This window comes from Mycolicibacter sinensis (assembly GCF_001673565.1).
In the GTDB taxonomy this organism is placed as follows: Bacteria; Actinomycetota; Actinomycetes; order Mycobacteriales; family Mycobacteriaceae; genus Mycobacterium; species Mycobacterium sinense_C.
On record NZ_LZMF01000049.1, the window covers coordinates 24,917 to 50,968 of the forward strand.

Here is a 26,052-nt window from a genome sequence, read left to right on the forward strand (position 1 = left end):
GTCTTGGGCGGCCTGTTCTACGTCGAGGCGCTGCCCGAGGTGGGTGAGCTGGCCGACGTCGGCGGCGACGCCGGCTTTCACGCCGCGACGGTGCGCCGGATCCGGCCCGGGGAAGACCTGACGCTGAGTGATGGCGCCGGTGCGGTCGCCGAATGCCGGGTCGAAGAGGCCGATCGCGGCGGGTTGCGGGTCCGGGTGCTGCAGCGCCGGACGGTCCAGGCGCCCGCGCCGCCGGTCACCGTGGTGCAGGCCCTCCCGAAATCCGAACGCTCCGAGCTGGCCGTGGAGCTGGCCACCGAGGCCGGCGCCGACGCGTTCGTGGCCTGGCAGGCCGAGCGCTGCGTGGCCCGCTGGGACGGCGCGCGGGCCGACAAGGGCCTGCGGCGCTGGCGGGCGGTGGCCCGCGCGGCGGCCGGACAATCCCGCCGGGCCTGGGTGCCGCCGGTGGACGGCGTCTTGGGGACCGCCGCGCTGGTGGCGTGGGTCGCCGAACAGGTCGCCGGAGGCACGGCGGTGCTGGTGCTGCACGACGCGGCGGCGGCCGGGTTGCCCGACGTTGCCGCTGCTCCGGCGCTGGCCGTGGTGGTCGGCCCGGAGGGCGGCATCACCGAAGCCGAGATGACGGCGCTCACCGGGGCCGGGGCCGTCGCCGCGCGGCTGGGACCGACCGTGCTGCGCACCTCGACCGCGGCAGCGGTCGCGCTGGGCGCGCTGGGAGTGCTGACCCCGCGCTGGGGCAGTGCGTAGCCGCGCGCCGTCGCTTCTCATCAGCGACGGCTACGCGGTGTATCGCGGCCCGGTGGGCGGCGGTCCGATTCACCGCCACGGCGCGTTCCAGATCGTGGTCGCCGGGCGAGGCGAACTGGCGATGGTGGACGTCTCCGGAACCCGCCACCAGTCCGCTGCGCTGGTGGTGTCACCGATGGCGCCGCACCGCATCCTGCCCGCACCGCAACTGGTCACCTACTTCATCGAGCCGCACTGCCTGTTCGCCGACCGGCTGCGCCGGCGCTACCCGGCCGGAATCGCCGCCGCACCGGAGTTGGGCGAGCTGAGTGAGCAGGGTGTCGCAGACGCGTGCCGCCGACCGTCGCGAGAGCTCGACGCGCGACTGGTGACGGCGCTGGCCATGCTGGCCGACGGCACCATTTCGATACCGAATCTGGCTGCTGCGGTGGGTGTTTCCCCGCAACGCCTGCGGGCGCTGGCGCGCCAGGACCTGGGGATGCCGCTGACCCGCTGGCGGGTGTGGTCACGGCTACGCCGGGCCGTCGAGGCGTTGCAGTCGGGGAGGGCGCTGGCCGATGCTGCGGTCATCGCGGGGTTCTCCGACCAGGCCCACTTCACCCGGCAGATGCGGGAGATGATGGGCCTGACACCGGCGCTGGTCCTGCGCGCCCTGAGCGATCAGCGCTTGGCGGCGACATAGATCGAGATCGACCCGGTGATGGTCGGAATTACTTCCGCCTCTCGCACGTCAGCGAAGCCGGCGGCCGACATCAGTTCCGGCAGAACGCCGTCGGCATTGGGCTGGGTGTCGGTTTTGCCGTCGGCCAGCTGCACGATCCGAAACCCGGTGCGCATCAGCCGCGTTCGCTGCCACCCGTAGTCGGCGATCACCAGCCGGCCGCCCGGTCGCAACACCGCGAACATCGACGCCAAGATGGTGCGCTTTACCGGCATTGGGCACTGGTGCAACACCAGGCTGGACATCACGGCGTCCATCGACTCCGCGCCCACCGACTCCACCAGGTTGTCGCCCATCCCGGTCAGCCAGCGAACCTGCGCGTCGGGGTCCTTGTGCCGGGCCACCGCCAAGACCTCGGGATCGGGGTCCAAGCCGGTGATCCGGGCCCGTGGCTGCACCCGGGCCGCGAGCACCGCCAATGATCCGGTGCCGCAGCCCACGTCGAGGATCGCCTCGTCGGGCTGCGGTGCCAGGTGCGTGACGGTCAATCCGCGCCATAGCCGCTCGCGCGTCATGGCGACCACATAGTCGAAGAAGCGGGCCGGTGCCAGGCGGCCCAGGGCAGGGGTAAAGGCGTCTTCGCTCATACCCGCAGTTTCAGCGCCGGGGGGTGTTCCCGTCTTGAACGAACCGCTCACCCTGCCGCGAATGACGCCGTCAGCCGCCACAATCGCCACTGCCGTCGCAGGGACCACAGGTGTCACCGGGACGACGGGTATGGCGACGTGCCCGGCTCTGAGCGACAACGCGGTTTGTCGCTGATAGCCGGGCAAATGCGCATATGGTCGCGATCCAGTTATTGCCGTGGCGCTTGTCCGACACCGCCTGGCAGTGCCCGACGGTAGACTCGCAGCAATCGTCTGACCCGCGGCTAACCCGCGAAAACCAAGAAAGCAGGTATCGGAAACCCCGTGACGCCCCGCGATACCCCCGCTGCCGGACCGGCCTCGCAGGTTCGCAGCAGCGTCGAGATTCCACCTGACCTGGTCGTGGGTCTGCTGGGTTCCGCCGATGAGAACCTGCGCGCGCTGGAACGCCTGCTCGCCGCCGATCTGCATGTGCGCGGCAACGCCGTCACCTTCTCCGGCGAGCCGGCCGATGTCGCCCTGGCCGAGCGGGTGGTCTCCGAACTGGTCGCGATCGTGGCCCGCGGCCAGGCCCTGACCCCGGAAGCCGTGCGGCACAGCGTCGGCATGCTGGTGGGCGCCGGCAACGAGTCACCGGCCGAGGTGCTGAGCTTGGACATCCTGTCCCGGCGGGGTAAGACGATCCGGCCCAAGACGCTCAACCAGAAACGCTATGTCGACGCGATCGACGCCCACACCATCGTGTTCGGCATCGGCCCGGCCGGCACCGGAAAGACCTATCTGGCGATGGCCAAGGCGGTCAGTGCGCTGCAGAGCAAGCAGGTCACCCGCATCATCTTGACCCGGCCGGCCGTGGAAGCCGGTGAGAGCCTTGGGTTTCTTCCCGGAACGCTGAGCGAGAAGATCGACCCGTATCTGCGCCCGCTCTATGACGCGCTCTACGACATGATGGACCCGGAGCTGATTCCCAAGCTGATGAACTCCGGGGTGATCGAGGTGGCGCCGCTGGCCTACATGCGCGGCCGAAGTCTCAACAGCGCCTTCATCATCCTCGACGAGGCGCAGAACACCACCGCCGAGCAGATGAAGATGTTCCTGACCCGGTTGGGGTTCGGCTCCAAGATGGTGGTCACCGGCGACGTCACCCAGATCGACCTGCCCGGTGGCGCGAGGTCGGGTCTGCGGGCCGCCGTGAACATCCTCGACGACGTCGACGACATCTGCGTCGCCGAACTGAGCAGCGTCGATGTCGTGCGGCACCGGCTGGTCTCCGAGATCGTCGACGCCTACTCCCGCCACGAAGCCGACAGCAACGGGCCGGGTCTGACGATGAACCGGGCGGCCAGGCGCGCGTCGGGGGGCAGGTCGCGCCGGTGAGCATCGAGGTCTCCAACGAATCCGGTTTGGACGTCTCCGAGGTCGAGCTGGTCAGCGTCGCCAAGTTCGTGCTGGCCAAGATGGACGTCAACCCCGGCGCCGAGCTGTCGATGGTGCTGCTGGACACCGCCGCGATGGCCGACCTGCACATGCGCTGGATGGACCTGCCCGGGCCCACCGACGTGATGAGCTTCCCGATGGACGAGCTGGAGCCCGGCGGCCGCCCGGATGCGCCCGAGCAGGGCCCGTCGATGCTCGGCGACATCGCATTGTGCCCGGAGTTCGCCGCCGAACAGGCCGCGGCCGCAGGCCATTCGCTCGGCCAGGAACTGGCACTGCTTACCGTGCACGGCGTACTGCACCTGCTGGGCTACGACCACGCCGAGCCGGACGAGGAAAAAGAGATGTTCGCCCTGCAGCGCCGGCTGCTCGAGGAATGGGTCGCCGACCAGGTAGAGAGCTACCGGGCGGAGACCCAGACCGAGAAAGACCGCCGGCTGCTCGACAAGTCCCGGTACTTCGACGAACTGTGACCGGAACACCGCTGTTAGTCAGCGTGATCGCGCTGATCGGTCTGGGTGGACTGTTCGCGGCGATCGACGCCGCGATGAACACCGTCTCGCCGGCCCGCGTCGATGAACTGGTCCGGGCGAAACGTCCCGGCGCGGTGTGGCTGGCCACGCTGATGGCCGAACGGCCCCGCTACATCAACCTGGTGGTGTTGCTGCGCATCACCTGCGAAATCACCGCCACCGCGCTGCTGGTGTTCCTGTTGCACGCGGTGCTCGGCCTGGACTGGGGACTGTTCGCCGCCGCCGCGGTCATGGTGGTGGTCAGCTTCGTGGTGATCGGCGTGGGGCCTCGCACCCTGGGCCGACAGAACGCCTATTCGATCGCGTTGGCGTCCGCGCTTCCGCTGCACGTGCTTTCGGTGTTGCTCACCCCGATCAGCCGGCTGCTGGTGGTGCTGGGCAACGCGCTGACGCCCGGGCGGGGCTTCCGTAACGGGCCGTTCTCCTCGGAGGTCGAGTTGCGCGAGGTGGTCGACCTGGCGCAGCAGCGCGGAGTGGTTGCCGCTGACGAACGGCGCATGATCCAGTCGGTCTTCGAACTCGCCGACACCCCGGCCCGCGAAGTGATGGTGCCGCGCACCGAGATGGTGTGGATCGAAAGCGGCAAATCCGCGGGCCAGGCGACGTCGCTGGCGGTGCGCAGCGGCCACTCCCGCATCCCGGTGGTGGGCGAGAACGTCGACGACATCCTCGGTGTCGTTTACCTGAAAGACCTTGTCCAACAAACTTATTACTCGACGAACGGTGGGCGGGACACCACGGTCGCGCAGGTGATGCGCCCGGCGGTGTTCATGCCGGACTCCAAGGCGCTCAACGCGCTGCTGCACGACATGCAGCGCGGCCGCTACCACATGGCGCTGCTGGTCGATGAGTACGGCGCGATAGCCGGGCTGGTCACCATCGAGGACGTGTTGGAGGAGATCGTCGGGGAGATCGCCGACGAGTACGACCAGGGCGAGGTGGCCCCGGTGGAGGATTTGGGCGCCAACGTATTTCGGGTTTCGGCTCGGCTGCCCATCGAGGACGTGGGCGAGCTGTACGGTGTGCAGTTCGACTCCGCTCTCGACGTCGACACCGTCGGCGGCCTGATGGCGTTGGAGCTGGGCCGGGTTCCATTGCCCGGTGTCGAGGTAACCTCACACGGGCTGCGACTGCACGCCGAGGGCAGCCGCGACAGTCGGGGGCGGGTGCGGATCAGCACCGTTCTGATCAGTCCGGCGCAACCCGCCGGTGAGGAGACCGTAAGTGAGCAGTGACACCGAGTTCCATTCGGGCTTTGTGTGTTTCGTCGGCCGGCCCAACACCGGCAAGTCCACCTTGACCAACGCCCTGGTCGGCCAGAAGGTGGCGATCACCTCCAACCGGCCGCAGACCACCCGGCACACCATTCGCGGCATCGTGCACCGGGAGGACTTTCAGATCATCCTGGTCGACACCCCGGGCCTGCACCGCCCACGCACGTTGCTGGGCAAGCGGCTCAACGAGTTGGTCAAAGACACCTACTCGCAAGTTGACGTCATCGGGTTGTGCATCCCCGCCGACGAGGCGATCGGCCCGGGGGACCGTTGGATCATCGAGCAGATCCGGGCAGTCGCGCCCAAAACCAAGCTGGTCGTCGTCGTCACCAAGATCGACAAGACCAGCCGCGACAAAATCGCCGCGCAACTCGTCGCCGTCGGCGAACTGGCCCCCGAGGCCGAGATCATCCCCGTCTCGGCGGTCAGCGGCGAGCAGGTCGACGTACTGATCGACGTGCTGGCCGCGGCGCTGCCGGTCGGCCCGGCCTTCTACCCCGACGGTGAGTTGACCGACGAGCCCGAAGAGACCCTGATGGCCGAGTTCATCCGCGAAGCCGCCCTGGAAGGAGTGCGCGACGAACTGCCGCATTCCCTGGCGGTGGTGATCGAGGAGGTGCGCCAGCGCGAGGACCGTGACGATCTGATCGAGGTGTACGCGCTGCTCTACGTCGAACGGGACAGTCAGAAGGGGATCGTGATCGGCCGAGGCGGCGCCCGGCTGCGCGAGGTGGGCACCGCCGCGCGCACCCAGATCGAAAAACTCTTGGGCACCAAAGTGTTTCTCGACCTGCGGGTCAAGGTGGCCAAGAACTGGCAGCGCGACCCCAAGCAGCTGGGCCGGCTGGGTTTCTAATAGGGGTGTGCCGCCCAGCGCCGCAGACAGCCATTGGGTACATTCCAGGGGTGCTGGAACCCAAGTCGTTGGTTGTCTCCTCGGTTGCCCTGATCATGTGCGCGCAAGCACTGACCGGTTGCGGGGGATCCCACAAGCCGTTCGATACCACCAAGCTGTTCAACGTCGAGTCGACGTTCGGCTCGGACTTCAAGACGCAGACCAAGGGCCCCAACGAAATCGATCCCAAGATCCTCGGGCCGCAGAAGATGCCGCCCGGGGTGACCTTCGACCCGTCCGACTGCGCCGACTACGCGGCCAGCAGCGGTCGGCCGCCCAAGGGCATCCGGGGCAAGATGTCGATGGTGTCGGTCGTCGGCAACGGCAACCAGTTCGTCGCGATCGCCATGCAAGCCGACCAGGACCTGCCGTTCGACGCCGCGGCCGCCGAGAAGTGCAAGCACGTCTCGTTCCAGGCCGGCAAGCTCACGGGCTACCTGGACGAGACGGACGCTCCACACATCGACCGCGCCCAGACGACGGGTTCGCACTCGGAGATCGAGATCACCGGCAAGGACGGCCAACAGCAGTCCCGTGAGTCCTACACCTTCACCGCCTACCTCGGCACCGCGCTGGTGCAGGTCACCGCGAACCCGCAGCCGGTGCGCGGGCAGCCGCTGGCGATGGTCGATGCCGACCGGGCCCGCCAGCTGCTGGTCGATGCGGTGTCGGCGCTGCGCAGCTAGCCCATGCCCACGTCGTCGGTGCGGGATCTGCGGGTACTGATCACCGGCGGCGCCCGCGGGATCGGGGCGGCCACCGCGGCACTGTTCGCCGCCCGCGGCGCGCGGGTGTGGATCGGTGACGTCGACGAGGACGCCTGCCGCCGTACCGCTGACCAGCTCGGTGTGCGTGCCGGCCGGCTGGACGTGACCAGCATGGCGTCCTGGCGGCAGATGCTGGAGAGCATCGCGCAGGACTCCGCTGTCGGGGACCCGCTGGACATCCTGGTCAACAACGCCGGAGTGATGCCGCTGGGGGCGCTGCAGGACGAGACAGAGCAGGTCAGGGATCTGATTCTGGACGTCAACGTTCGCGGCGTGCTCAACGGGATGCAGGCCGTGCTGCCCGGGATGGCCCGACGGGGCTACGGTCACGTCGTCAACGTCGCCTCGATGGCCGGCATGATTCCGCTGCCCGGCATGGTCACCTACAACGCGAGTAAGTTCGCTGTCGTGGGGGCGTCGCTGGCCGCGCGGCGCGAGTACGCCGGCACCGGGGTCGCGGTGTCGGCTGTGCTGCCCTCGGCGGTGCGCACCGAGTTGACCTCCGGTGCGCCGCTGGGCCGCGGTATGCCCACGGTCGACCCGGACGACGTGGCGGCGGCGATCCTTGCCGTGCTCGGGTCACGCGCCGCGCGCCGGTCGGTGCCCCGGTGGCTGGCCCCGGCCTGGTCGGCGACGGCGTTCGTGCCAGAGCGGCTGCAGAATCTGGCCCGGCGACTGCTCGACGATCGACGGGCGCTGACCTCCCTCGACACCACGGCGCGCAGCGCCTACATCGAGCGGGTGAACCGGCAGGCCCTGGCTCATCGCGCCCATACCGACAAGCCGGCATCATGACCGCACGCGAGCCCCGAGTGATCGTGATCGGCGCGGGCATAGCCGGTATCACCACCGCCTATGTCCTGCGGGAGCGCGGTTTCACCGACGTCACCGTGCTGGAGAAGGGGTCCGATGTCGGCGGCGTCTGGTACTGGAATCACTATCCGGGACTGCGCTGCGATGTTCCGTCGCAGGCCTACCAGTTCGGGTTCGCGCCGAAGCCCGACTGGCGCGACACCTGGGCAACCGGCGCGACGATCCAGCGCTACCACCGCGATGTCGTCGATCGGCTCGGACTGGCCCCGCTGATCCGGCTCGACACCGAGGTGACCGCCGCGCAGTGGGATGAGCACCGGCATTGGACCCTCACCACCGCCACCGGTGAGGAGCTGACCGCCGACTTCGTGATCTGTGCGACCGGCGTGCTGCACCACCCGTTCACCCCTGACATTCCCGGCCTGGCCGATTTCGCCGGGCCGGTGGTGCACACCGCCCGCTGGGACGACGACCTCGACACCGCCGGAAAGCGGGTCGCGGTGATCGGTACCGGGTCGACCGGTGTGCAGGTGGTATCCGCACTGCAGCCCGACGCCGCGTCGATCGACCACTACGTGCGGTCGGCGCAGTGGATCCTGTGGGCGCCCACGGCGCTGCGGCAGCTGCCGGGTGCGGCTGCGGTGCTGGCGCGGTTGCCCAAGATGCACCGGGCGCTCTACCGGTTGCTGGCGCTGGGCGGGTCGGCGCTGTTGACCGATGTCACCACCCGGGAATCGTGGCGGCGCCGGGCGGTGCAGTCCTATGCCCGGGCCTGCCTGCGACTGCAGGTGCCGGACAAGGCATTACGGGCCGAACTTCAGCCCGACTACCAGCCGCTGTGTAAGCGCCAAGTGATCTCCGGAAGCTACTACCGGGCGATCCGCGCCGACAACGCCGAGCTGATCACCGACGGCATCGCCGAAGTCACCCCGCGCGGCATCCGCACCGCCGACGGCACCCACCACGACACCGACGTCATTGTGCTGGCGACCGGATTCCACGCTCACAACTACATGCGCCCCATGCGGCTGACCGGCCGGGAGCGGATCGACATCGACGACGCGTGGGCCAAGGGGCCGCGCGCCTACCGGATGACCGCGATCCCCGGGTTCCCCAATCTGTTCACCGTGCTGGGCCCGAACTCACCCACCGGATCGATCTCGCTGCAATACACCTCGGAGCTGACCGCGCGTTACATTGCGCAGTGGCTGGAGAAGTTCCGGGCGGGGGAGCTGAGCACCGTCGAGGTCACCGAACAGGCGACCACGCGGTTCAACGATGACGTCGCCACCGCGATGGGCCCGACGGTCTGGAACACCGGCTGCAACTCGTGGTACCTGACCGAGGGCGGTGCGGTCGACCTGTGGCCGTTCGACCGGGCGACGATGGAAGCCATGCTGGGCAGCCCGGACCCGGCGGATTTCCACCTGGGCTGATTGGAGTTCTCAGGCGTCGCCGCGGGCCACCGGGCGGGACGGGTCCGAACTCCACTGCGACCACGACCCGGGGAACAGCGCGGCCGGACGGCCGGCTGCCGCGAGTGCCGCCACGATCACCGTGGCGCTGATTCCCGAACCGCAGTACGCGCCCACCGTGTCGTCGGCGCCGACGCCGCGTTCGGAGAGCAGCCGGGCGAGATCATCGTCGGGCAGGAAGGTTCCGTCGGGCGCCAGCAGGGCGGTGAACGGCAGGTTCTTGGCGCCGGGGATGTGGCCGGCGGCCGCATCGACCGGTTCGTTGTCGGCGCGGAACCGTTCGGGGGCGCGGGCGTCGAGCAATGCCACGGCGCCGGAGCCGGCCTCATCGGCGGTCAGCGTGGGCCGGACGCCGTCGTAGAGGTCTTCGGGCAACACGGTGACGTTGCCCGGTTCGGGGCTGATGTCGCCGGCTTCCAGCTCGCCCCCGGCCGCCGTCCAGGCCGCCAGGCCCCCGTCGAGAATGCGTACGTCGCGCAGCCCGGAGGTGGTCAGCAGCCACCACAGGCGCCCGGACGCGGCGCGGTTCCAGTCGTCGTAGACCACCACCGGCTTGGTGCGCCGCACCCCCCACCGGCGGGCGGCGGCTTCCAGATTGCGGCCGGTCGGCAGTGGATGCCGACCGCGGTCCGGGACGTCGTGGTCGGACAGCTCGTCCTCGAGCGAGACGTATACCGCACCCGGGATGTGACCCTGCAGGTAGGCGGGATGCCCGTCGGGAACCTCCAGGCTCCAGCGGACGTCCAGGACGGTCACCGGATCACCGGCCCGCAGCAGCTCAGCGAGCTCGGCGGCGCTGATCAGGACCTTGTCACGCAGGCCCACGGCGACGATCCGCTCAGTAGTTGTTGCAGGAACCGGCGACCGAGGTGATGGTGCCGATGTACGGCTGCGCCTCGGGCATGCTCTGGATCATGGTGGCGTACTGCTGCCGCTTGGCAGGAGGCGAGTTCAGGAACATCTGCAACATGCCACTGGCGTTGCCGGACGCGTTGAACTCCGCGGCCGCTGCGGGGTTCTCCGCATTGAGGGCAGCCACCACCTGCGAGTAGCTGCAGGTCGTGTTGATGATCGGGCCGAGGTCCGGGCTCGCGGAAGCCAACCCGGCTCCGGCGGACAGCGACAAAGCCAGACTGCCGGCTGCGACAGCGATCCTGGTCAACGACAGAGAGGCCATTTCGAAGACGCCTTTCACCTGTTGGACTGTTACGTGATTTACGAAGTCCAAAACGACCGTGTCAGCTTAGCGGAGAGTCGAATACCACGCAGAAGACAAAGGTGACGGGCTTTTCGGTGCGTTACCGGCAGGAATCGGGCTCGGTGCGCCACCACGGCGTGGGTTGTCGCGCCGCCCAGCCGCCGATGCCCTCCAACTCCGCGGCCAGCGAAACCAGCAGACCGTCGCTGTGGGCCGGTCCCATCAATTGCACCCCGATCGGCAGTCCTTCGGAGGTGAACCCGGCCGGCACGTTGATCGACGGCCATCCCAGCAGGTTCCACGGCCAGGTCACCGGGCAGGCCGCGACGATAGCGCGGTCGGTCTCCAGGGCGTTCAGGTCGTCGAAGGCCTGCACCAGCGGCGCAGGTTGGGCGGTGGTCGGCGCCAGCACCACGTCGACGATGCGGAAGATCGACCCCACCCGGCGCTGGTCCTTCGACTCGTGGGAGCGGGCCTTGCGTAGTACGGCCTGCGACAGCAGTCGGCCGGTGCGCATATTGGCCAGCGTCCGCGGGTCCAGCGTGACGCCGCCGCCGAGGTTGCTCGCCGCGGCCAACACACCCGAAGTGGAGCGGGACAAAAAGTTCCACGACAGCCGCACCCCGTAGTCGGGGTTGCCCGGCAGCACGACGTGCCCCAGTAACCGCAGCTGTCCGGCGACGTGCTCCAGGGCGGCGCCGATCTGCGGGTGCAACCGGGCCGGGAACCCGGTATAAGGAAAGCGGGTCGACAGCGCGATCCGCAATTGGCCCGGCGCGCTTCCCACGTAATCGGAGACGGTGACCGGCGGCGGTTTGTGCCGATCGCCCTCGGCGTTGCCGGCGGCCGCGTCCAGCACCAGCGCCGCGTCCGCCACCGTGCGGGCCAGCACCCCGTTGACGGTGAGGCCGTTGAACGCCTCGGGCAGCGGCCAGGTGGAGATGCGGCCGCGTTGCGGTTTGATGCCCACCAGATGTGTCCATGCGGCGGGGATACGCACACTGCCGGCGGTGTCGGATCCGATCGCCGCGGCGACCAGGCCGGCGGCGACCGCGGCGGCGCTGCCCCCCGACGAGCCGCCCGGGGTGTGCCGGCGCGACCAGGGATTGCGGGTGTGGCCGAACCCGGGGCCGCTGGTGAACGGCCACTGGCCCAGCTCGCAGGTGTTGGTCTTGCCGACGATCACCGCGCCGGCGGCTTTGAGCCGCCGCACCACCTCGGCGTCGCCGCTGGCGGGTTCGACGTAGCCGATCGTGCCGAACGAGGTTGGCACGCCGGCGATGTCGGTGTCGTCTTTGACCGCGATCGGGACGCCCAGCAGCGGGGCGCGGTGGCCGGCAGCCCGGCGCCGGTCGGCGTCGGCGGCACTGCGCAGCGCCGACTCGGTGAACACCACCCGGAAGGCGTTCAGCGTGGACTGGCTGTTGTCGATGGCGTGCAGCGAGCGGCGGACCAGGTCGACCGAGGTCACCTCGCCGCTGGCCAGCTGGTAGAGCTGCTCGGTGAGAGTGGGAAAGCGGGTGCCGGGCGCCGCGGGCGGGTGGGTCATCGGTGACGAGAGTATCCGGCGTGCCACGCCGGTGACCGTCCTCGAAACGTCCCTGTGGTGATGCGAAACTGGTGCGATGCGGCTGTACCGGGACCGGGCGGTGGTGCTGCGCCAGCACAAGCTCGGCGAAGCCGACCGGATCGTCACTTTGCTCACCCGCGACCACGGGCTGGTCCGCGCGGTGGCCAAGGGAGTGCGCCGTACCCGCAGTAAGTTCGGCGCCCGGCTGGAGCCGTTCGCCCACATCGACGTGCAGCTGCATCCGGGCCGCAACCTCGACATCGTCACCCAGGTGGTGTCGGTGGACTCGTTCGCCGGCAACATCGTCAGCGACTACGGCCGCTACACCTGTGCCTGCGTGATGCTGGAGACCGCCGAACGCCTCGCCGGCGCCGAGCGGGCTCCGGCGACGGCGCTGCACCGGCTCACGGTCGGTGCGCTGCGGGCGGTGGCCGACGGCAGCCGCCCCCGCGAATTGGTGTTGGACGCCTACCTGTTACGGGCGATGTCGGTGGCCGGGTGGGCGCCGGCGCTGACCGAGTGCGCCCGTTGCGCCACCCCCGGCCCGCACCGGGCCTTTCACGTCGCTGCCGGCGGCAGCGTCTGCGGCCACTGCCGCCCGGCCGGCGCGACCACCCCGCCGTTGGGGGTGCTGGACCTGATGTCGGCGCTGCACGACGGGGACTGGGAGGCCGCACAGGCTTCGACCTCGGCGCACCGCAGCCACGCCAGCGGATTGGTGGCCGCCCATCTGCAGTGGCACCTGGAGCGCCGGCTGCGAACATTGCCCCTGGTGGAGCGGGTTCAGCGGGCAGCGGGACAGGGCGCCGCGGCGGATACGGACGCCAAGGCGGCCGGCAGCGACGGCTGACTCACCCCGACCGACCTGGCATTTGTGTCCGTTTCGGTGGACCGCCCACGCGTCGGCGGTAGGCTGATGCGACTTCACGATCCGAACGCTCAATGTGGAAGGCAGGCCGAATGATTCACGACACCGGGTGGGGGCGCTGGGCGCACTACACTGCGCCGCGTTACGTGGCCGGGCTCGGCGCCGCGGCGGGCGCCCTGCTGGTCGCGGGAATGGTCCCGGTGGTCGTCCCGGTCGCGCAGGCGGGCATCGGAGCCGTCCCCGGTGTCGGGATCATGGCCCCACTGCCGGCGCATGCCCCCGGCGCTGACGGAGCCGACGGCGCCGACGGCGCTGACGGGGCCGACGGTGCCCCGGGTGCTGCCGGCAAGGGCGGTCAGGGTGGCAAGGGCGGCCAAGGTGGCAAGGGCGGCCAGGGTGGCAAGGGCGGCCAAGGCGGTCAAGGTGGCAAGGGCGGCGACGGTGGCAAGGGCGGCGCCGGCGGACACGGCGGTGCCGGGGGCGCCGGTGGTGTCGGCGGCAAACCCGGCGCAGGCGGTGCCGGTGGCGCGGGCGGTGCCGCCGGACCGGGCGGAACCCCCGGCCAGCCCGGTCAGCCGGGCCAACCCGGCCAACCCGGGCACGCCCGCTGAGATCGCAAAACAGAATCAACCGACGCGTCTGACACGCCGCTCCGATGTGAGCCGCACCCGTCGCGCCGGCCCGAATAACCCCCGCTAGAGTCTGATTCGATCGCCGGGGGCAACGCAACAAGGAGCCACAACGAAGTGACCGAGAACCCACGCGCCGACGTCGTCTCCCGTCAGTACGAGCGGTGGACGTACCCGCCGCCGATCCACGACCTGCAGGCGTGGTCGGCCGGCAACTGGGAGTGGTTCGACCCGAGCCATGCGCACCGGGTGCTGTGGCCGGACCGGGACTACCGGCCCGACCTCGACATCTTGATCGCGGGCTGCGGCACCAACCAGGCGGCGGTCTTCGCCTACAACAACCCCAAGGCCCGGGTGGTGGCCGTCGACATCAGCGCCTCGTCGCTGGGGCATCAGCAGTACCTCAAGGACAAGCACGGGTTGTGGAACCTGGAGCTCCATCAGCTGCCGATCGAGGAGCTGTCCACGCTGGGCCAGGACTTCGACCTGGCGGTCTCCACCGGGGTGCTGCACCACATGGCCGACCCGAAGGTGGGCATGAAGGCGGTGGCGGACTGCCTGCGACCCGACGGCGTCGCCGGCATCATGCTCTACGCGCGCTACGGCCGGATCGGCATCGAGATCCTCGAGGGCGTCTTCCAGGACCTCGGGTTGGAACAGAGCGACGAGTCGATCCAGACCGTTCGCCAGGCCATCCGGATGCTGTCGCAGGACCATCCCGTCCAGCCGTACCTCAAGATCGCCGGCGACCTGGCCTCAGATTCGGGTCTGGTGGACACCTTCCTGCATGGTCGGGCCAAGAGCTACGACGTCGACGGCTGCATCGACCTGGCCAATTCGGCCGGACTCGACTTCCAGGGCTGGCTGCTCAAGGCGCCGTACTACGCCCACGATGTGGCCGCGCCGGGCGGCGGCTTCTACGAGAAGGTGAATGCGCTGCCGGAGGCCAAGATCTGGTCGGTGATGGAGCGCATCCACACCCTCAACGCGCGGCACTTCTTCATTGCCACCCGCCCTGAGCGTCCCAAGAACAGCTACGTGATCGACTTCGCCACGGCCGACAGCCTCGACTACGTGCCGCTGTACCGCTTCAAGTGCGGCCTCAACGGCAACGAGATCTTCCGGCCGGGCTGGCGAATGCCGCTCAACGCCACCCAGCTGCCGTTCGTTCAGAGCATCGACGGCCGCCGCAGCATCCGGGAGATCGCGGCGAACCTGGCGCAGGCCGGCGGTTCGGTGCGGGCGAGCGCGGCGGACCTGGAGAAGTTCGGGCGCAGGCTGTTCCAGTCGCTGTGGCGGCTGGACTTCGTCGCGATGGACCTCAGTGCCGATTCCTGATCGTCGCGCTGACAGGTAAGCCGCCGCGGCGGATACGTGATCGCCGCGGGCGGCGCGGTACCGGTCGGGCAGGATAGGGCAGATGGTGTTGAATCGGGCTGGGCGCAAGGCTGCGTTCCCGCAGCTTCCCGCGGCCCCCGACGACTATCCGGTGTTCCCGGACAAGTCCACCTGGCCGGTGGTCTTTCCGGCGTTGCCGGTGCCGCCGGGAGGTGGGCCGTGCCGTCCGCCGCAGCACACCTCCAAGGCGGTGGCCCCGCAGATCCCGGCCGAGGCGCTGCCCAACCACGTCGCGGTGGTGATGGACGGCAACGGCCGCTGGGCCACTCAACGCGGGCTGAGCCGCACCGAGGGGCACAAGATGGGCGAGGCGGTGCTGATCGACATCACCTGCGGCGCAATCGAACTCGGCGTCAAGTGGCTGACGGTGTATGCGTTCTCCACGGAGAACTGGAAGCGCTCCACCGAAGAGGTGCGCTTCCTGATGGGGTTCAACCGTGAGGTGGTGCGCCGCCGCCGGGAGAACCTCAACGCGATGGGGGTGCGGATGCGCTGGGTTGGTTCGCGGCCGAAGATGTGGCGCAGCGTCATCAAGGAATTCGAGATCGCCGAGGACATGACCGTCGGCAACGACGTCATCACCATCAACTACTGCGTCAACTACGGGGGGCGCACCGAGATCGCCGAAGCCGCGCAGGCGATCGCCGCCGAAGCCGTTGCGGGCAAGCTCAAGCCGAACCGGATCACCGAGGCCACCGTCGCCCGGCATCTGCACCGGCCGGACATGCCCGACGTCGACCTGTTGATCCGCACCTCCGGGGAGCAGCGGTCGTCCAACTTCATGCTGTGGCAGGCCGCCTACGCGGAGTACATCTTTCAAGAGAAACTGTGGCCGGACTACGACCGCCGCGACCTCTGGGAGGCGTGCGAACAGTACGCCTCACGCCAGCGCCGATTCGGGACGGCGTGATGACAGGGCTGGCCGACCGCCTCGCCACGGTGCTGGCCACCGTGCTGACCACCGACGCCGAGCCCGACGGCGCGTTGACCGTCCACCACGAGGGCACCCTGGCCTCGTTGCGGGTGGTGCCGATCACCGACGAGCTGGAGCTGGTGTCACTGACCCAGATCTTGGGCTGGGATCTGGCGCTGACCAAGAAACTTCGCGAGCGGGCGGCCGAGCAGGCGCGGCTCAGCCAACTGGGGACCGTCACGGTGGTCGAGAAGGGCACCACCAAGACCGCAGATGTGTTGCTGCGCTACAACTTTCCCGGCTCGGGCCTGACCGACGACGCGCTGTGCACGCTGGTGCTGCTGGTGCTGGCCAAAGGCGTTGACATCCGCCAGGCGCTCACGTCCTGACCCGGGCTTCTTTGACGGCCCCTCTCCGAGGCGTTAGCTTAACGTGATCTGAGGGTTCGCTGATCTGTCCCCAAAGGCGGGAGATTGGGGGCGACGTGATCGCCAAGCATCGCGGCGGCCGGGCCGCGGTCACTGCCGTCGGCACCGTGCTGGCATTCGGCATGACCCCGGCAGCCGTCCCGCCGGTACGGGCCGACGTCGTCGATACCGACTGGCTACTCGATCTGCTGGCCCCCGAGCCGGCTCCGGCGGTCGCCTTCGACCCCGTCGACCTGAGTCACCTGTTCGACCAGTGGTTCTACACCCCGCTGCACGCCGGGGTGGCGGAGTGGCTCGACAGCGCCGCCGGCCAGCAAATCGCCGACGCGGTCAACGTGGTGCTCGGCAGCTTTGCCATCGGCAACGGCGCGGCCGGTACCGCCGATCACCTCGACGGGTTCGCCGGTGGCTGGCTGCTCGGTGACGGCGGTGCCGGGTGCGACGGCGGCAACGGCGGCGATGCCGGGATGTTCGGCAACGGCGGGGCGGGCGGCGCCGGAAGCGACGGCTTGGCCGGCGGCGACGGCGGTGCCGGAGGCTGGCTGCTGGGCAGAGGCGGCGACGGCGGGGACGGTGGCGCCGGAATCGCCGGGGCGGACGGCGCGGCGGGAATCAATGCCGCCGGCGGCGACGGTGCCGACGGTGGCAACGGTGGCGCCGGTGGCCGCGGCGGCGCGGGCGGGCTGGTGTTCGGCGTCGGCGGCCGGGGCGGTTCCGGTGGTGCGGCCGGAACCGGGGGTAGCGGTGGTACCGGTGCCGACGGCGCCGACGGGCACCTCGATGGCTGGGCGGGCGGTGCCGGCGGTAATGCCGGGCTGGCCGGCGCCGGCGGGCGCGGCGGTATCGCCGGTCTGTTCGGGGCAACTGGGTCCGGCGGGGCGACCGGCGATGCGGTCGACGGGATCAGCGGTAACGGCGGGGCCGGCGGCAACGGCATGGACGCCGGCGTGGACGGCGCGACCGGAGGCAACGGGGGCGCCGGCGGTGCCGGCGGCGATCACGGCGACGGCGGCGCCGGCGGGAACGGCGGTAACGGCGCTGGGGGCGCGGACGGAGCCGATGCCGAACCCACCGTGACCGGCGGCGCCGACGGCGCGGCAGGACAGGCCGGTCAGGCCGGGGGTGCCGGCGGTGATGGCGGCGCCGGCGGGGCCGGGGGCGCGATCGCGGGCAATGGTGGCGCCGGCGGCCGCGGCGGTGACGGTGGCCGGGGCGGTGTCGGCGGTGTCGGCGCAGACGGCGGCGACGGGGTATTCGGCGGCAACGGCGGCAATGCCGGGCTGGGCGGGGCCGGCGGCGATGGCGGTTTTGGTGGCCGGGGTGGCGACGGCGGGGCGGCCGCCCACGGGCTGGCCGGCGCCAACGGTGGTGGCGGAAACGGCGGAGCCGGTGGGAATTCCGGTTCCGGGGGCAACGGCGGTGACGGCGGCGCCGGCACCGCGGCGCACACCGCGGGCGGCAACGGCGGCGACGGCGCCGACCCCGGCGCGGTCGGAGCCGGCGGCGCCGCCGGAGCGGCGGGCAGCGGCGGGCTGGCCGGCAGCGGTAGTGCCGGTACGGCCGGTGCCGACGGGCAGATGGCTACCGGTGGCGGCAACGGCGGTATCGGTGGACGCGGCTACGACTATTCGGGGACGGGTTCGGTGGCCAGGTTCGCCGTTCTGGCCTCGGGTGGCGCCGCGACCGGGGGCGCCGGTGGCCTCGGCGGCAACGCCGCCGCGCTCAACGGGGTCGGCGGAGCCGGGGGCGACGGCGGCAACGGCGGGGCCGGGGGCCTCGGCGGAAGCGGCGGGTATCAGGGCGGAGCCGGTGGCAAGGGCGGCGACGGCGGAGCCGGCGGGACCGGTGGGGCGGGCAGCCTGACCGGGGCCGCCGGCACCGGCGGCCGCGGCGGCAACGGCGGCGCCGGCGGGGCGGGCGGGAACTGCCTGGATCTGCCCGGCGCCAGCTGTGCCGGCGGCATCGGCGCCGGAGGTCAGGGCGGTGCCGGCGGCAAGGGCGGCGCCGGCGGCGTGGGAGCGAACGGCACCGGCGGGGCGATCGCTGTCAACAATGGTGCCGGCGGAAATGGGACCAACGGCGGCGTCGGCGGCCAGGGCGGTGTCGGCGGCCGCGGTGGTGATGCCGGCACCAACCTCGCTACCGGGGCGGTCGGCGTCAACGGCAACGGCGGTGCCGGCGGGGCCGGGGGTGTCGCTGGCGCGGGTGGCAACGGCGGCGCTGGCGCCGACAACACCAGCGACCCCAGCAATGTCATCAATAACGGCATCGGCGGGGCGGGCGGCCGCGGCGGTGACGCCGGCACCGGTGGTGGCGGCGGCAACGGCGGTGCGGCCGGCGACACCCCGGGCGGCGGGGGCACTGCTGGGACCGCCGGTGCGGCCGGCGGGCTGCCGAGCGGGCCCAGTGGCAATGGCGGCGACGGCGGACGCGGCTATAACCCGACGACCAGCGGTGCCGCCGGAGGACAGGGCGGCCGCGGCGGCGATGGCGGCAATATCGGCAACGGCGGTCAGGGCGGCGCCGGCGGAAACGGGGCGCAGGGAGCGACGGGGACGAACCCGACACCGACCGGAACGGCCGCTGGAGGAAAGGCCGGCTCGTCCCAAGTGTTTCTGCCCCCTGCCGGCAACGGTGGTACAGGCACCAATGGCAGCACCACGAGCGTCGAGACCGGTGGGACCGGCGGCAAGGGCGGCAGCGCTGGTGGGTTGCTCGGGGTGGGAGAGTTCGTCGGCGGCAACGGTGGCAATGGCGGCAACGGCAGCCCGGGCGTGGCGGGCGCGCCGACCGGAACCGGTGCACCCGGCGGGGTGGGGGGCGCCGGCGGCGCCGCCGGTGTCGGGCTGGGATTGACGACTGAGGTCACCGGCGGCAACGGTGGTACAGGCGGGATCGGTGGTATCGGTGGCACTGGTGGGGCCGGAGGAGTGGGCGGTGCCGGTGGTGCCGGTGGTGCCGGTGGCTCTGTCTCCGGGGATGGGGGCGCCGGTGGTATTGGTGGTGCCGGCGGGCAGGGCGGTACCGGCGCCCTCGGCCGACTGGGGGGCGCCGGCGGGGCAGGTGGTGACGCTACAGGCGTGATCGCCAGCGGCGCTACGCACGGTGGTAACGGCGGTGTCGGTGGCTCCGGCGGGGTGGGCGGCTCCGGCGGGGTGGGCGGCGTCGGCGGTCAAGGCGGTGCCGCAGGCACGGCGCTGAATGGGGCGGCAGGTAACGCCGGCAATGGCGGCGTCGGTGGTAAGGCCGGGACCGGCGGCGACGGTGGCACAGGTGGGAGTGGCGGTGCTGGCGGACGCGCCCTGAATGCGGTCGGCGGCCTGCTCGATCTGAATAAGCAAGGCGTCGGGGGCACCGGGGGCAACGGCGGCGGCGGTGGCGCGGCGGGCACCGCAGGTTCCGGAGGCGCCGCCGGTACCGGCGGCGGTGGCACGGCGGGTGGCAAAGGTGGCGTCGGGCTGCCAGGTCTGGCCGGCGTTACCGGCTCGAAAGGCTGCACTCCGCTGGGGTCGCCGCCTTGCTAAAGAAATCGCGGCGATGCAGCGAACTGGGCTGCCCGATCAGCGACAGCGCCACTAAGATGAAAAGAACATGAGCGCTTTCTCAAATTTCTTTTGGAAATTCTGCTCCAAAAACATAGACTCGCGCCTGGGCGAGGAATAAGTGAATCAAAAACCCGGACTGGGGGTCTGGATAGGAGACTCTCGATGTCTGGTGGGCGCCGTGGCACGGGACAGCTGGTCGCACTTCGCACAGGAAAGCTTCAGCATCGCCGCGCACTGGGTGCCGGAACCGCTGTCGGGGCATTCCTCGCGTTCGGCATGGCGCCACTGGCCGGCGCACCGCCGGCGCACGCGGACCTGGATTTCAGCTGGCTGACCGACCTGTTCGGGGCCGCGCCGCTGTCCGATGTCGACCCAGGCGCACCAGCCGGCGTCTTCGATCTGCAGGACTGGTCCAACCCGACGACCTGGGACGACCAGCTGCCCGGCCTGGCCTGGGGCTCACCGACCGACTGGACCGCGCTGTTCGACCAGTGGATCTACACCCCGCTGCACGCCGGCCTGCAGGACTGGATCAACAGCCCGTTCGGCAGCCAGGTCGACACCGCGATCAACGGTCTGCTGGGTTCCTTCGCGATCGGCAACGGCGCCGCCGGCGACGCGGCCAACCCGGACGGCGGGGCCGGCGGCTGGCTCTTCGGTGACGGTGGTGCCGGCTACGACGGCAGTGCCGACGGCACCGCCGGCGGCGCCGGGGGCGTCGCAGGCTTCCTCGGTAACGGTGGGGCGGGCGGCGCCAGCGGCGGCGGCTTCGTCGGGGGCGCCGGCGGCGACGGTGGGTCGTTCATGGGTGTCGGCGGCAGCGGTGGCGCCGGCGGCGACGGGGGCGCGGGATTCACCGGAGGCAACGGCGGCGCCGGTGGCGCCGGAATGGGCTGGCTATTCGGCAGCGGTGGCGCCGGGGGGCTCGGCGGTGACGGCGGCCTGGGCACCGCGGGAGTCGCCGGCGCCCAGGGCATCTGGTCGGTGGGCGGTGGTACCGGCGGGCTGGGCGGCGTGGGCGGCGGTGGCGGCGCCGGTGGCAACGGCGGCGCGGGAGGCTCCAGTTCGTCGCTGCTGTTCGGTGACGGTGGCCGCGGCGGCAGTGCCGGCAACGGCGCTACCGGCGGCAACGGCGGCGTCGGTGGCCTGGGCGCTACCGGTGACTTCGCTGCTCATGCGACTGGTGCCGGCGGCGATGGTGGCGACGGCGGTAACGGCGGCGTCGGTGGCGCCGGCGGCCAAGCCGGCGCCGGTGGCGGTGGCGCGCACTTCGGCAGTGCGGGCCTGGCTGGGGCCGACGGCAACGGCGGGTCCGGTGGCAACTCCGGTGCCGCCGGGGATGGCGGCGCAGGAGCCGCCGGTACCGCCGACCACGCCGACGGTGGTGCCGGCGGCAACGGCGGTGAGGTCGGCAAGGCCGGTGCCGGCGGGCTGGGCGCGACCGGGCTGGCAGCCGCCGGCCGGACGGCCACCAGCGGTGGTGACGGGGGTGGTGGCGGAGCGGGCTGGACATCGACCGCTTCCGCCCTCGACGGCGGAAACGGTGGTGCCGGCGGCAACGGCGGCAGCTACGGCAACGGCGGAAACGGTGGCGCCGGCGGCGCCGGAGCAGCCGGCGACCAGGGCGACGACGGCACAGCAGCGACATCGGCCGGGCAGCTCAGCACCGCTGGTGAGGTCGGCGGCGCCGGCAGCAACGGCGGGGCCGGCGGCAACGGCGGGCTGGGCGGATCGATCGCCGGTGACGGCGGCGAAGGCGGCGCCGGAGGTGCCGGTGGCGCCGGCGGTCGCGGCGGGCTCGGCGGCGACGGCTACGACGCGGCGACCGACGCTCATGCCGCCGGTGGCGCCAACGGCGGTGACGCCGCACTCGGCGGCAACGGCGGCCAGGGCGGCAACGGTGGTGCCGGTGGTGCCGGTGGCGGTGTGGCCGCGGGCGGTTCCGGCAGCGCCGGGGCCAACGGTGACGGTGGCATCGGCGGCCTCGGCGGTGACGCCGGTTCCGGTGGCAATGGCGGCGATGCCGCCCACGGCACCGCCGGCCACGTCGACGGCGGTAACGGGGGCGCCGGTGCCAATGCCGGTGTGGCCGGCGCCGGCGGCCTCGGGGGTGCCGCCGGGACCGGCGGGCTGGCCGGCACCGGCGTGGCCGGATCCGACGGCGCCGACGGCGTTAAGGGACTGCTGGGCGGCAACGGGGGCGACGGCGGCAACGGCTTCAACCAGACGCCAGTTGCTCAGGGTGGCTTCGCCGGGCAGGCCGCCACCCTCATGTCCGACGGTGCTCGGACCGGGCTGGCCGGTGGCAACGGCGGGTTGGGCGGTAGCGCGGCCTTCGACGCCGGCGTCGGCGGTGACGGCGGCAACGGTGGTTCCGGGGGTGCCGGCGGTGCCGGCGGGTCCGGTGGCTGGGCGGCCGGCAACGGCGGTACCGGCGGCAGCGGCGGCAAGGGCGGTGCCGGCGGGGAGGGCAGTTCCATTGCCGCCGGCGGAAAGGGCGGCGCGGGCGGGGCCGGAGGCAACGGCGGCGCCGGTGGCAACTGGACCGGCGACCAGTCCAGTCTCGACGCGGGCGCGCCGGGCACCGCCGGCAACGGTGGCGACGCCGGCCAGGGCGGCCAGGGCGGCCAGGGTGGGGTCGGCTACATCGGTCAGCAGGGCGTGCTGTCCACCAACGACGGCGCCGGTCAGGCTGGCGGCCAGGGTGGCGAGGGCGGGCAGGGTGGCGCAGGCGGCACCGGCGGCAACGCCGGCACCGGCGCCAATGCCACGGTGGGAGTCAACGGCAATGGCGGAAACGGCGGCCAGGGCGGCAACGGTGGTACCGCCGGCTCCGGCGGTGAGGGTGCGACTGGCGACGCGACGCTGGCGGTCAACCAAGGTGCCGGCGGCAGTGGCGGCGCGGCCGGAACCGCCGGGGCGGGCGGTCGCGGCGGTGACGGTGGCGGGGGCGGGTCGACCGCCGGTGGCACGGCCGGCAACAACGGCTCCGGCGGCAAGGGTGGTGACGGCGGCGCCGGGGCCGGCGGCGGCAACGGTGGCGTCGGCGCGCAGGGGCTGGCCGGAGTAGCCGGCTCGGACGGAGCACTCGGCGCCGGCGGCGACGGCGGGAACGGCGGCAACTCAGCCCAAGGCGGGGCCGCCGGCGGCGGTGGCAACGCCGGCACCGGCGGCACCGGCACGGCCGGCACGGCCGGCGGCTCCGGCACCGGTGGACAGAGCCTTTCGGTAGCGGCCGGCAACGGCGGTGCCGGCGGCAACGGCTACGACCCGACCGCAGCTGGTTCCGGGGCGGCCGCTGGAACCGACGGCGGCAACGGCGGCAACGGCGGTAACGGCGGCAATATCGGCGCCGGCGGTTTGGGCGGCGACGGTGGCTCCGGCATCGCCGGAGCCGACAACTCCGCCACCCAGGGCGGAGCGGACGTCAACGGGGTAGCGCAGGCCGGCGGCGTCAACGGTTTGGCCGGTGGATCCGGCGGCGCCGGTGGTAACGGTGGCCACGGCGGCAATGGTGGATCGACTTCCGGGGCCGCGGGTAGCGGTGGTAACGCCGGTAGCGGCGCCAATGGTGGCGGCGGCGGTGGTGGGCTTGCGGGTGTCGCGGGTGCTAACGGTGGTGCTGCCGGGACGACGCTCGGCAACGGTGGCGCCGGCACCGCCGGTGGCGTAGGTGGTCGCGGCGGCGACGGTGGCGTCGGCGGTAACGGCGGCGCGGCGGGCAGCGTCACCAACGGGGCGGCCGGTTCGGTGGGCACCAACGGCACGGGTGGCTCCGGCGGCCAAGGCGGTGCCGGTGGTAACGCCGGCGCCGGCGGGGCCGGCGCGCTGGGCGTGGCGGGAACCGCCGGTGGTGATGACACCGGTGCGGCGCTCGGCGGTGGTGGCAACGGTGGTGCTGCGGGCACCGCAGGTGTCGGCGGTGCCGGCGGCAACGGCGGTGCGGGTGGCTCGACTGCCGGTACCGCCGCGGGCGCCGACGGTGCCGGCGGGCACGGCGGGAATGGCGGCGACGGGGCCGCCGGTGGTGGCGGCGGCACGGGTGCGGCAGGCACCGCCACCGATGCCGGTTTCGATGGTGTCGCCGGTTCGGGCGGGCACGGCGGTAACGGCGGGGATTCGGCGATCGCCGGTGCCGGTGGTGCTGCCGGGACGAACGGCGACGGCACGACGACTCCGGGCAATGAGGGCAATGCGGGCACCGGGGTGAGCGGGCCGGCCGGCAACGGCGGTGACGGCGGTGCCGGTTATGACCCGTCAGCGGCGGGTTCCGGGGCGTCGGCGGGGACCAACGGCGGCAACGGTGGCGCCGCGGGCAATGGCGGCAATATCGGCAAGGGCGGTGACGGCGGCGCCGGTGGCTCCGGCACGGCGGGCAGCAACGGAGCCGCGGGGACGTCGACCGTCGTCGACGGCGGATCCGGCCTCAACGGCGGCTCGGGCGGCGCGGGCGGCAACGGCGGACTCGGTGGTTCGATCTCCGGCGCCGGCGGTAGAGGCGGCGCCGGCGGTAACGGCGCGGTCGGCGGTAATGCCGGCGCCGGCTACAGCTTCGCCGGTACCACAGGCGGGACCGGCGTCAATGACATGGACGGCCAGGCCGGCGGCGACGCCGGCGGCGTCGGGACCGGTGGCAGTGGCGGCCACGGCGGTGACGGCGGCGGCACTGCCGGTGGGAGTGGCGCTCTCGGGGCGAACGGTGATGGCGGCAACGCCGGAGCCGGTGGCAACGGTGCCACCGGTGGTGACGGTGGAGCCGGTAAAGCCGGGGTGGCCGGACAGACCATCCACGGCAGCGCCGGCGGTGGCGGCAACGGTGGCGCCGGCGGCGATTCCACCCAGGGCGGGGCCGCCGGCACCGCGGGCGCGGCCGGAACCGGCGGGGCGGCGGGCACCGGCAGCGCCGGCGATACGGCTGCCGACGGCGAAGGCGTGGCCGGGCCGGCCGGCAACGGTGGCGCCGGTGGTGCCGGGTATGACCCGTCAGCGGGCGGGGCGCCGGCGGGAACTTCCGGCGGCAACGGCGGTGCCGGCGGCGACGGCGGCAACATCGGTAAGGGCGGCAACGGCGGTACCGGCGGCTCGGGAACCGCGGGCACCGACAACTCCGCGAACACCACCGGCTTGGACGGCGGCAACGGCGGCTCCGGCGGTAATGGCGGTCAAGGCGGCAACGGCGGCTCGATCTCCGGGGCAGCTGGGACCGGCGGCAACGGCGGTACCGGTGCGATCGGTGGCGGCGGCGGAATGGGAACCGTCGGCTCGGTCGGCACCTCGAGCACGGTTGCGGGCACCCAGGGCGGCGTCGGCGGTGCCGGTGGTGACGGTGGCAACGGTGGCAACGGCGGAGCCGGCGGCAAACTGCTGGGCGGCACCGGTGCCCAGGCGGCCACCGGCACCGGTGGTAACGCCGGAACCGGCGGAACCGGTGGACAGGGCGGCACCGGCGGCGCCGGATACACCGGTAGCAACGGCGTCAACACCTCGAGCGTCACCGCCAATGGCCAGTCCGGAAGCGCGGGCGGCACCGGCGGCATCGGAGGCCAGGGCGGTACCGGCGGCAACGGCGGGACCGGAAGCACCATCGGCGCCAACGGCAACGGTGGCCAAGGCGGCCAGGGCGGTACCGGTGGCAACGCCGGAGCAGGCGGCAACGGCGGCGCCGGCCAGTCGGGCATCGCCGGCGGCAGCGACACCGGCGCGGCCAAGGGCGGCGGCGGCACCGGCGGCAACGCCGGCACCGCCGGCGGGGGCGGCCAGGGCGGCGACGGTGGCGGCGGCGGTACCACCGCCGGGGCCGGTGGCACCAACGGCAACGGTGGTGCCGGTGGCACCGGCGGCAACGGCGCCCTCGCCGGCGATGGCGGTAACGGGGCCCAGGGCGCAGCCGGGGTGGCCGGCGGCGGCGTCGGCGCGGCGATTGGCGACAACGAAGGTGCCGGTGGCAACGGCGGCAATGGCGGTACCACCAGTTTGCGGGGCGCCGGGGGCTCCGGCGGCGACGCCGGTAGCGGTGGCGCCGGTGGCGGGGGAACGGCCGGCACATCCGGAGCGGCCGGTAGCAACCCTGCGCCACTGCCGGCCGGCAACGGTGGCGACGGCGGCGACGGTTACGACCCGTCGGGGACCAACACCGGCGCCTCCGGCGGCAACGGCGGTAACGGTGGCAACGGCGGCAACCTGGGCCGGGGCGGCGAAGGTGGCGAAGGAGGTAGCGGCGCCAGCAACGGCTCGCCGGGCTGATCCGACCGGCG

General features: G+C 72.2%; 20 protein-coding genes. 16 read left to right on the plus strand and 4 right to left on the minus strand.

Annotated features, from left to right (window positions below; all coding sequences use genetic code 11):
- Positions 1–3 precede the first annotated feature (3 nt).
- Positions 4–747 (plus strand): 16S rRNA (uracil(1498)-N(3))-methyltransferase, encoded by a 744-nt coding sequence (locus tag A5648_RS08140; RefSeq protein ID WP_065024052.1) that lies wholly within the window; start codon positions 4–6, stop codon positions 745–747.
- Complete coding sequence (locus tag A5648_RS08145) at positions 740–1,429, plus strand: helix-turn-helix domain-containing protein (protein ID WP_065024053.1); 690 nt, start codon at positions 740–742, stop codon at positions 1,427–1,429. The genes A5648_RS08140 and A5648_RS08145 overlap by 8 nt, the downstream gene beginning before the upstream one ends.
- Here A5648_RS08145 and A5648_RS08150 read toward each other — a convergent pair.
- Complete coding sequence (locus A5648_RS08150) at positions 1,408–2,055, minus strand: class I SAM-dependent methyltransferase (protein WP_065024054.1); 648 nt, start codon at positions 2,053–2,055, stop codon at positions 1,408–1,410. The genes A5648_RS08145 and A5648_RS08150 overlap by 22 nt on opposite strands.
- 324 nt (positions 2,056–2,379) lie before the next feature.
- Between A5648_RS08150 and A5648_RS08155 the strand changes: the two genes are divergently transcribed.
- From A5648_RS08155 to A5648_RS08185, 7 genes are read left to right on the plus strand one after another with little or no spacing between them, the layout of a single operon-like run.
- Positions 2,380–3,432: a PhoH family protein gene (locus A5648_RS08155; RefSeq protein WP_065024055.1), complete on the plus strand. Its 1,053-nt coding sequence runs from the start codon at positions 2,380–2,382 to the stop codon at positions 3,430–3,432.
- Positions 3,429–3,965, plus strand: a complete 537-nt coding sequence (ybeY, locus tag A5648_RS08160; protein WP_065024056.1) for an rRNA maturation RNase YbeY — start codon at positions 3,429–3,431, stop codon at positions 3,963–3,965. Before A5648_RS08155 ends, ybeY begins: the two co-directional genes overlap by 4 nt.
- On the plus strand, positions 3,962–5,260 hold the full coding sequence (locus A5648_RS08165) for a hemolysin family protein (RefSeq protein ID WP_065024057.1): 1,299 nt from the start codon (positions 3,962–3,964) through the stop codon (positions 5,258–5,260). The genes ybeY and A5648_RS08165 overlap by 4 nt, the downstream gene beginning before the upstream one ends.
- A complete protein-coding gene (gene era, locus A5648_RS08170; RefSeq protein WP_065024058.1) occupies positions 5,250–6,155 on the plus strand; it encodes a GTPase Era in 906 nt (301 codons plus the stop codon). Before A5648_RS08165 ends, era begins: the two co-directional genes overlap by 11 nt.
- 50 nt (positions 6,156–6,205) lie before the next feature.
- Entirely contained in the window at positions 6,206–6,880 is a 675-nt protein-coding gene (locus tag A5648_RS08175) for a DUF5642 family protein (RefSeq protein ID WP_165607311.1), read from the plus strand.
- Positions 6,881–6,883: 3 nt separating this feature from the next.
- Positions 6,884–7,756 carry an SDR family oxidoreductase gene (locus A5648_RS08180; RefSeq protein ID WP_065024059.1) on the plus strand — a complete coding sequence of 291 codons (873 nt, stop codon included), beginning with the start codon at positions 6,884–6,886 and terminating at the stop codon, positions 7,754–7,756.
- Positions 7,753–9,210, plus strand: a complete 1,458-nt coding sequence (locus tag A5648_RS08185) for a flavin-containing monooxygenase (protein ID WP_065024060.1) — start codon at positions 7,753–7,755, stop codon at positions 9,208–9,210. The genes A5648_RS08180 and A5648_RS08185 overlap by 4 nt, the downstream gene beginning before the upstream one ends.
- Positions 9,211–9,219: 9 nt before the next feature.
- On the opposite strand, the gene A5648_RS08190 is transcribed toward A5648_RS08185, so the two are convergent.
- The 3 genes from A5648_RS08190 to A5648_RS08200 form a co-directional block, all read right to left on the minus strand.
- Positions 9,220–10,074 carry a sulfurtransferase gene (locus A5648_RS08190; protein WP_065024061.1) on the minus strand — a complete coding sequence of 285 codons (855 nt, stop codon included), beginning with the start codon at positions 10,072–10,074 and terminating at the stop codon, positions 9,220–9,222.
- A 13-nt stretch (positions 10,075–10,087) separates the two neighbouring features.
- Positions 10,088–10,426 (minus strand): hemophore-related protein, encoded by a 339-nt coding sequence (locus A5648_RS08195; protein ID WP_065024088.1) that lies wholly within the window; start codon positions 10,424–10,426, stop codon positions 10,088–10,090.
- Positions 10,427–10,547: 121 nt separating this feature from the next.
- Positions 10,548–11,996, minus strand: coding sequence for an amidase (locus tag A5648_RS08200; RefSeq protein WP_065024062.1), 1,449 nt, complete (start codon positions 11,994–11,996; stop codon positions 10,548–10,550).
- A gap of 76 nt (positions 11,997–12,072) precedes the next feature.
- On the opposite strand from A5648_RS08200, the gene recO reads away from it, so the two are divergent.
- The 7 genes from recO (at position 12,073) to A5648_RS24865 (ending at position 26,041) form a co-directional block, all read left to right on the plus strand.
- Positions 12,073–12,867, plus strand: coding sequence for a DNA repair protein RecO (gene recO / locus A5648_RS08205; protein ID WP_065024063.1), 795 nt, complete (start codon positions 12,073–12,075; stop codon positions 12,865–12,867).
- A gap of 110 nt (positions 12,868–12,977) precedes the next feature.
- A complete protein-coding gene (locus tag A5648_RS24855; protein ID WP_207511621.1) occupies positions 12,978–13,496 on the plus strand; it encodes a hypothetical protein in 519 nt (172 codons plus the stop codon).
- A gap of 135 nt (positions 13,497–13,631) precedes the next feature.
- Positions 13,632–14,852, plus strand: coding sequence for a class I SAM-dependent methyltransferase (locus A5648_RS08215; protein ID WP_065024064.1), 1,221 nt, complete (start codon positions 13,632–13,634; stop codon positions 14,850–14,852).
- An 82-nt stretch (positions 14,853–14,934) separates the two neighbouring features.
- Complete coding sequence (locus A5648_RS08220) at positions 14,935–15,822, plus strand: decaprenyl diphosphate synthase (RefSeq protein ID WP_065024065.1); 888 nt, start codon at positions 14,935–14,937, stop codon at positions 15,820–15,822.
- On the plus strand, positions 15,822–16,214 hold the full coding sequence (locus tag A5648_RS08225; RefSeq protein WP_065024066.1) for a hypothetical protein: 393 nt from the start codon (positions 15,822–15,824) through the stop codon (positions 16,212–16,214). Before A5648_RS08220 ends, A5648_RS08225 begins: the two co-directional genes overlap by 1 nt.
- A 95-nt stretch (positions 16,215–16,309) precedes the next feature.
- Positions 16,310–19,777, plus strand: a complete 3,468-nt coding sequence (locus tag A5648_RS24860) for a hypothetical protein (RefSeq protein WP_065024067.1) — start codon at positions 16,310–16,312, stop codon at positions 19,775–19,777.
- Between the two features lie 183 nt (positions 19,778–19,960).
- Entirely contained in the window at positions 19,961–26,041 is a 6,081-nt protein-coding gene (locus A5648_RS24865; protein WP_165607312.1) for a PGRS repeat-containing protein, read from the plus strand.
- The last annotated feature ends 11 nt before the right edge of the window (positions 26,042–26,052 follow it).

Excerpts from the sequence above, each read along its gene's own strand:
- recO (WP_065024063.1), top strand. The coding sequence starts at position 12,073 with ATGCGGCTGTACCGGGACCGGGCGGTGGTGCTGCGCCAGCACAAGCTC.
- A5648_RS08195 (WP_065024088.1), bottom strand. The coding sequence starts at position 10,426 with ATGGCCTCTCTGTCGTTGACCAGGATCGCTGTCGCAGCCGGCAGTCTG.
- A5648_RS08220 (WP_065024065.1), top strand. The coding sequence starts at position 14,935 with ATGGTGTTGAATCGGGCTGGGCGCAAGGCTGCGTTCCCGCAGCTTCCC.
- A5648_RS24855 (WP_207511621.1), top strand. The coding sequence starts at position 12,978 with ATGATTCACGACACCGGGTGGGGGCGCTGGGCGCACTACACTGCGCCG.
- A5648_RS08185 (WP_065024060.1), top strand. The coding sequence starts at position 7,753 with ATGACCGCACGCGAGCCCCGAGTGATCGTGATCGGCGCGGGCATAGCC.
- A5648_RS08225 (WP_065024066.1), top strand. The coding sequence starts at position 15,822 with ATGACAGGGCTGGCCGACCGCCTCGCCACGGTGCTGGCCACCGTGCTG.
- A5648_RS24865 (WP_165607312.1), top strand. The coding sequence starts at position 19,961 with ATGTCTGGTGGGCGCCGTGGCACGGGACAGCTGGTCGCACTTCGCACA.
- A5648_RS08180 (WP_065024059.1), top strand. The coding sequence starts at position 6,884 with ATGCCCACGTCGTCGGTGCGGGATCTGCGGGTACTGATCACCGGCGGC.
- A5648_RS08200 (WP_065024062.1), bottom strand. The coding sequence starts at position 11,996 with ATGACCCACCCGCCCGCGGCGCCCGGCACCCGCTTTCCCACTCTCACC.
- A5648_RS08150 (WP_065024054.1), bottom strand. The coding sequence starts at position 2,055 with ATGAGCGAAGACGCCTTTACCCCTGCCCTGGGCCGCCTGGCACCGGCC.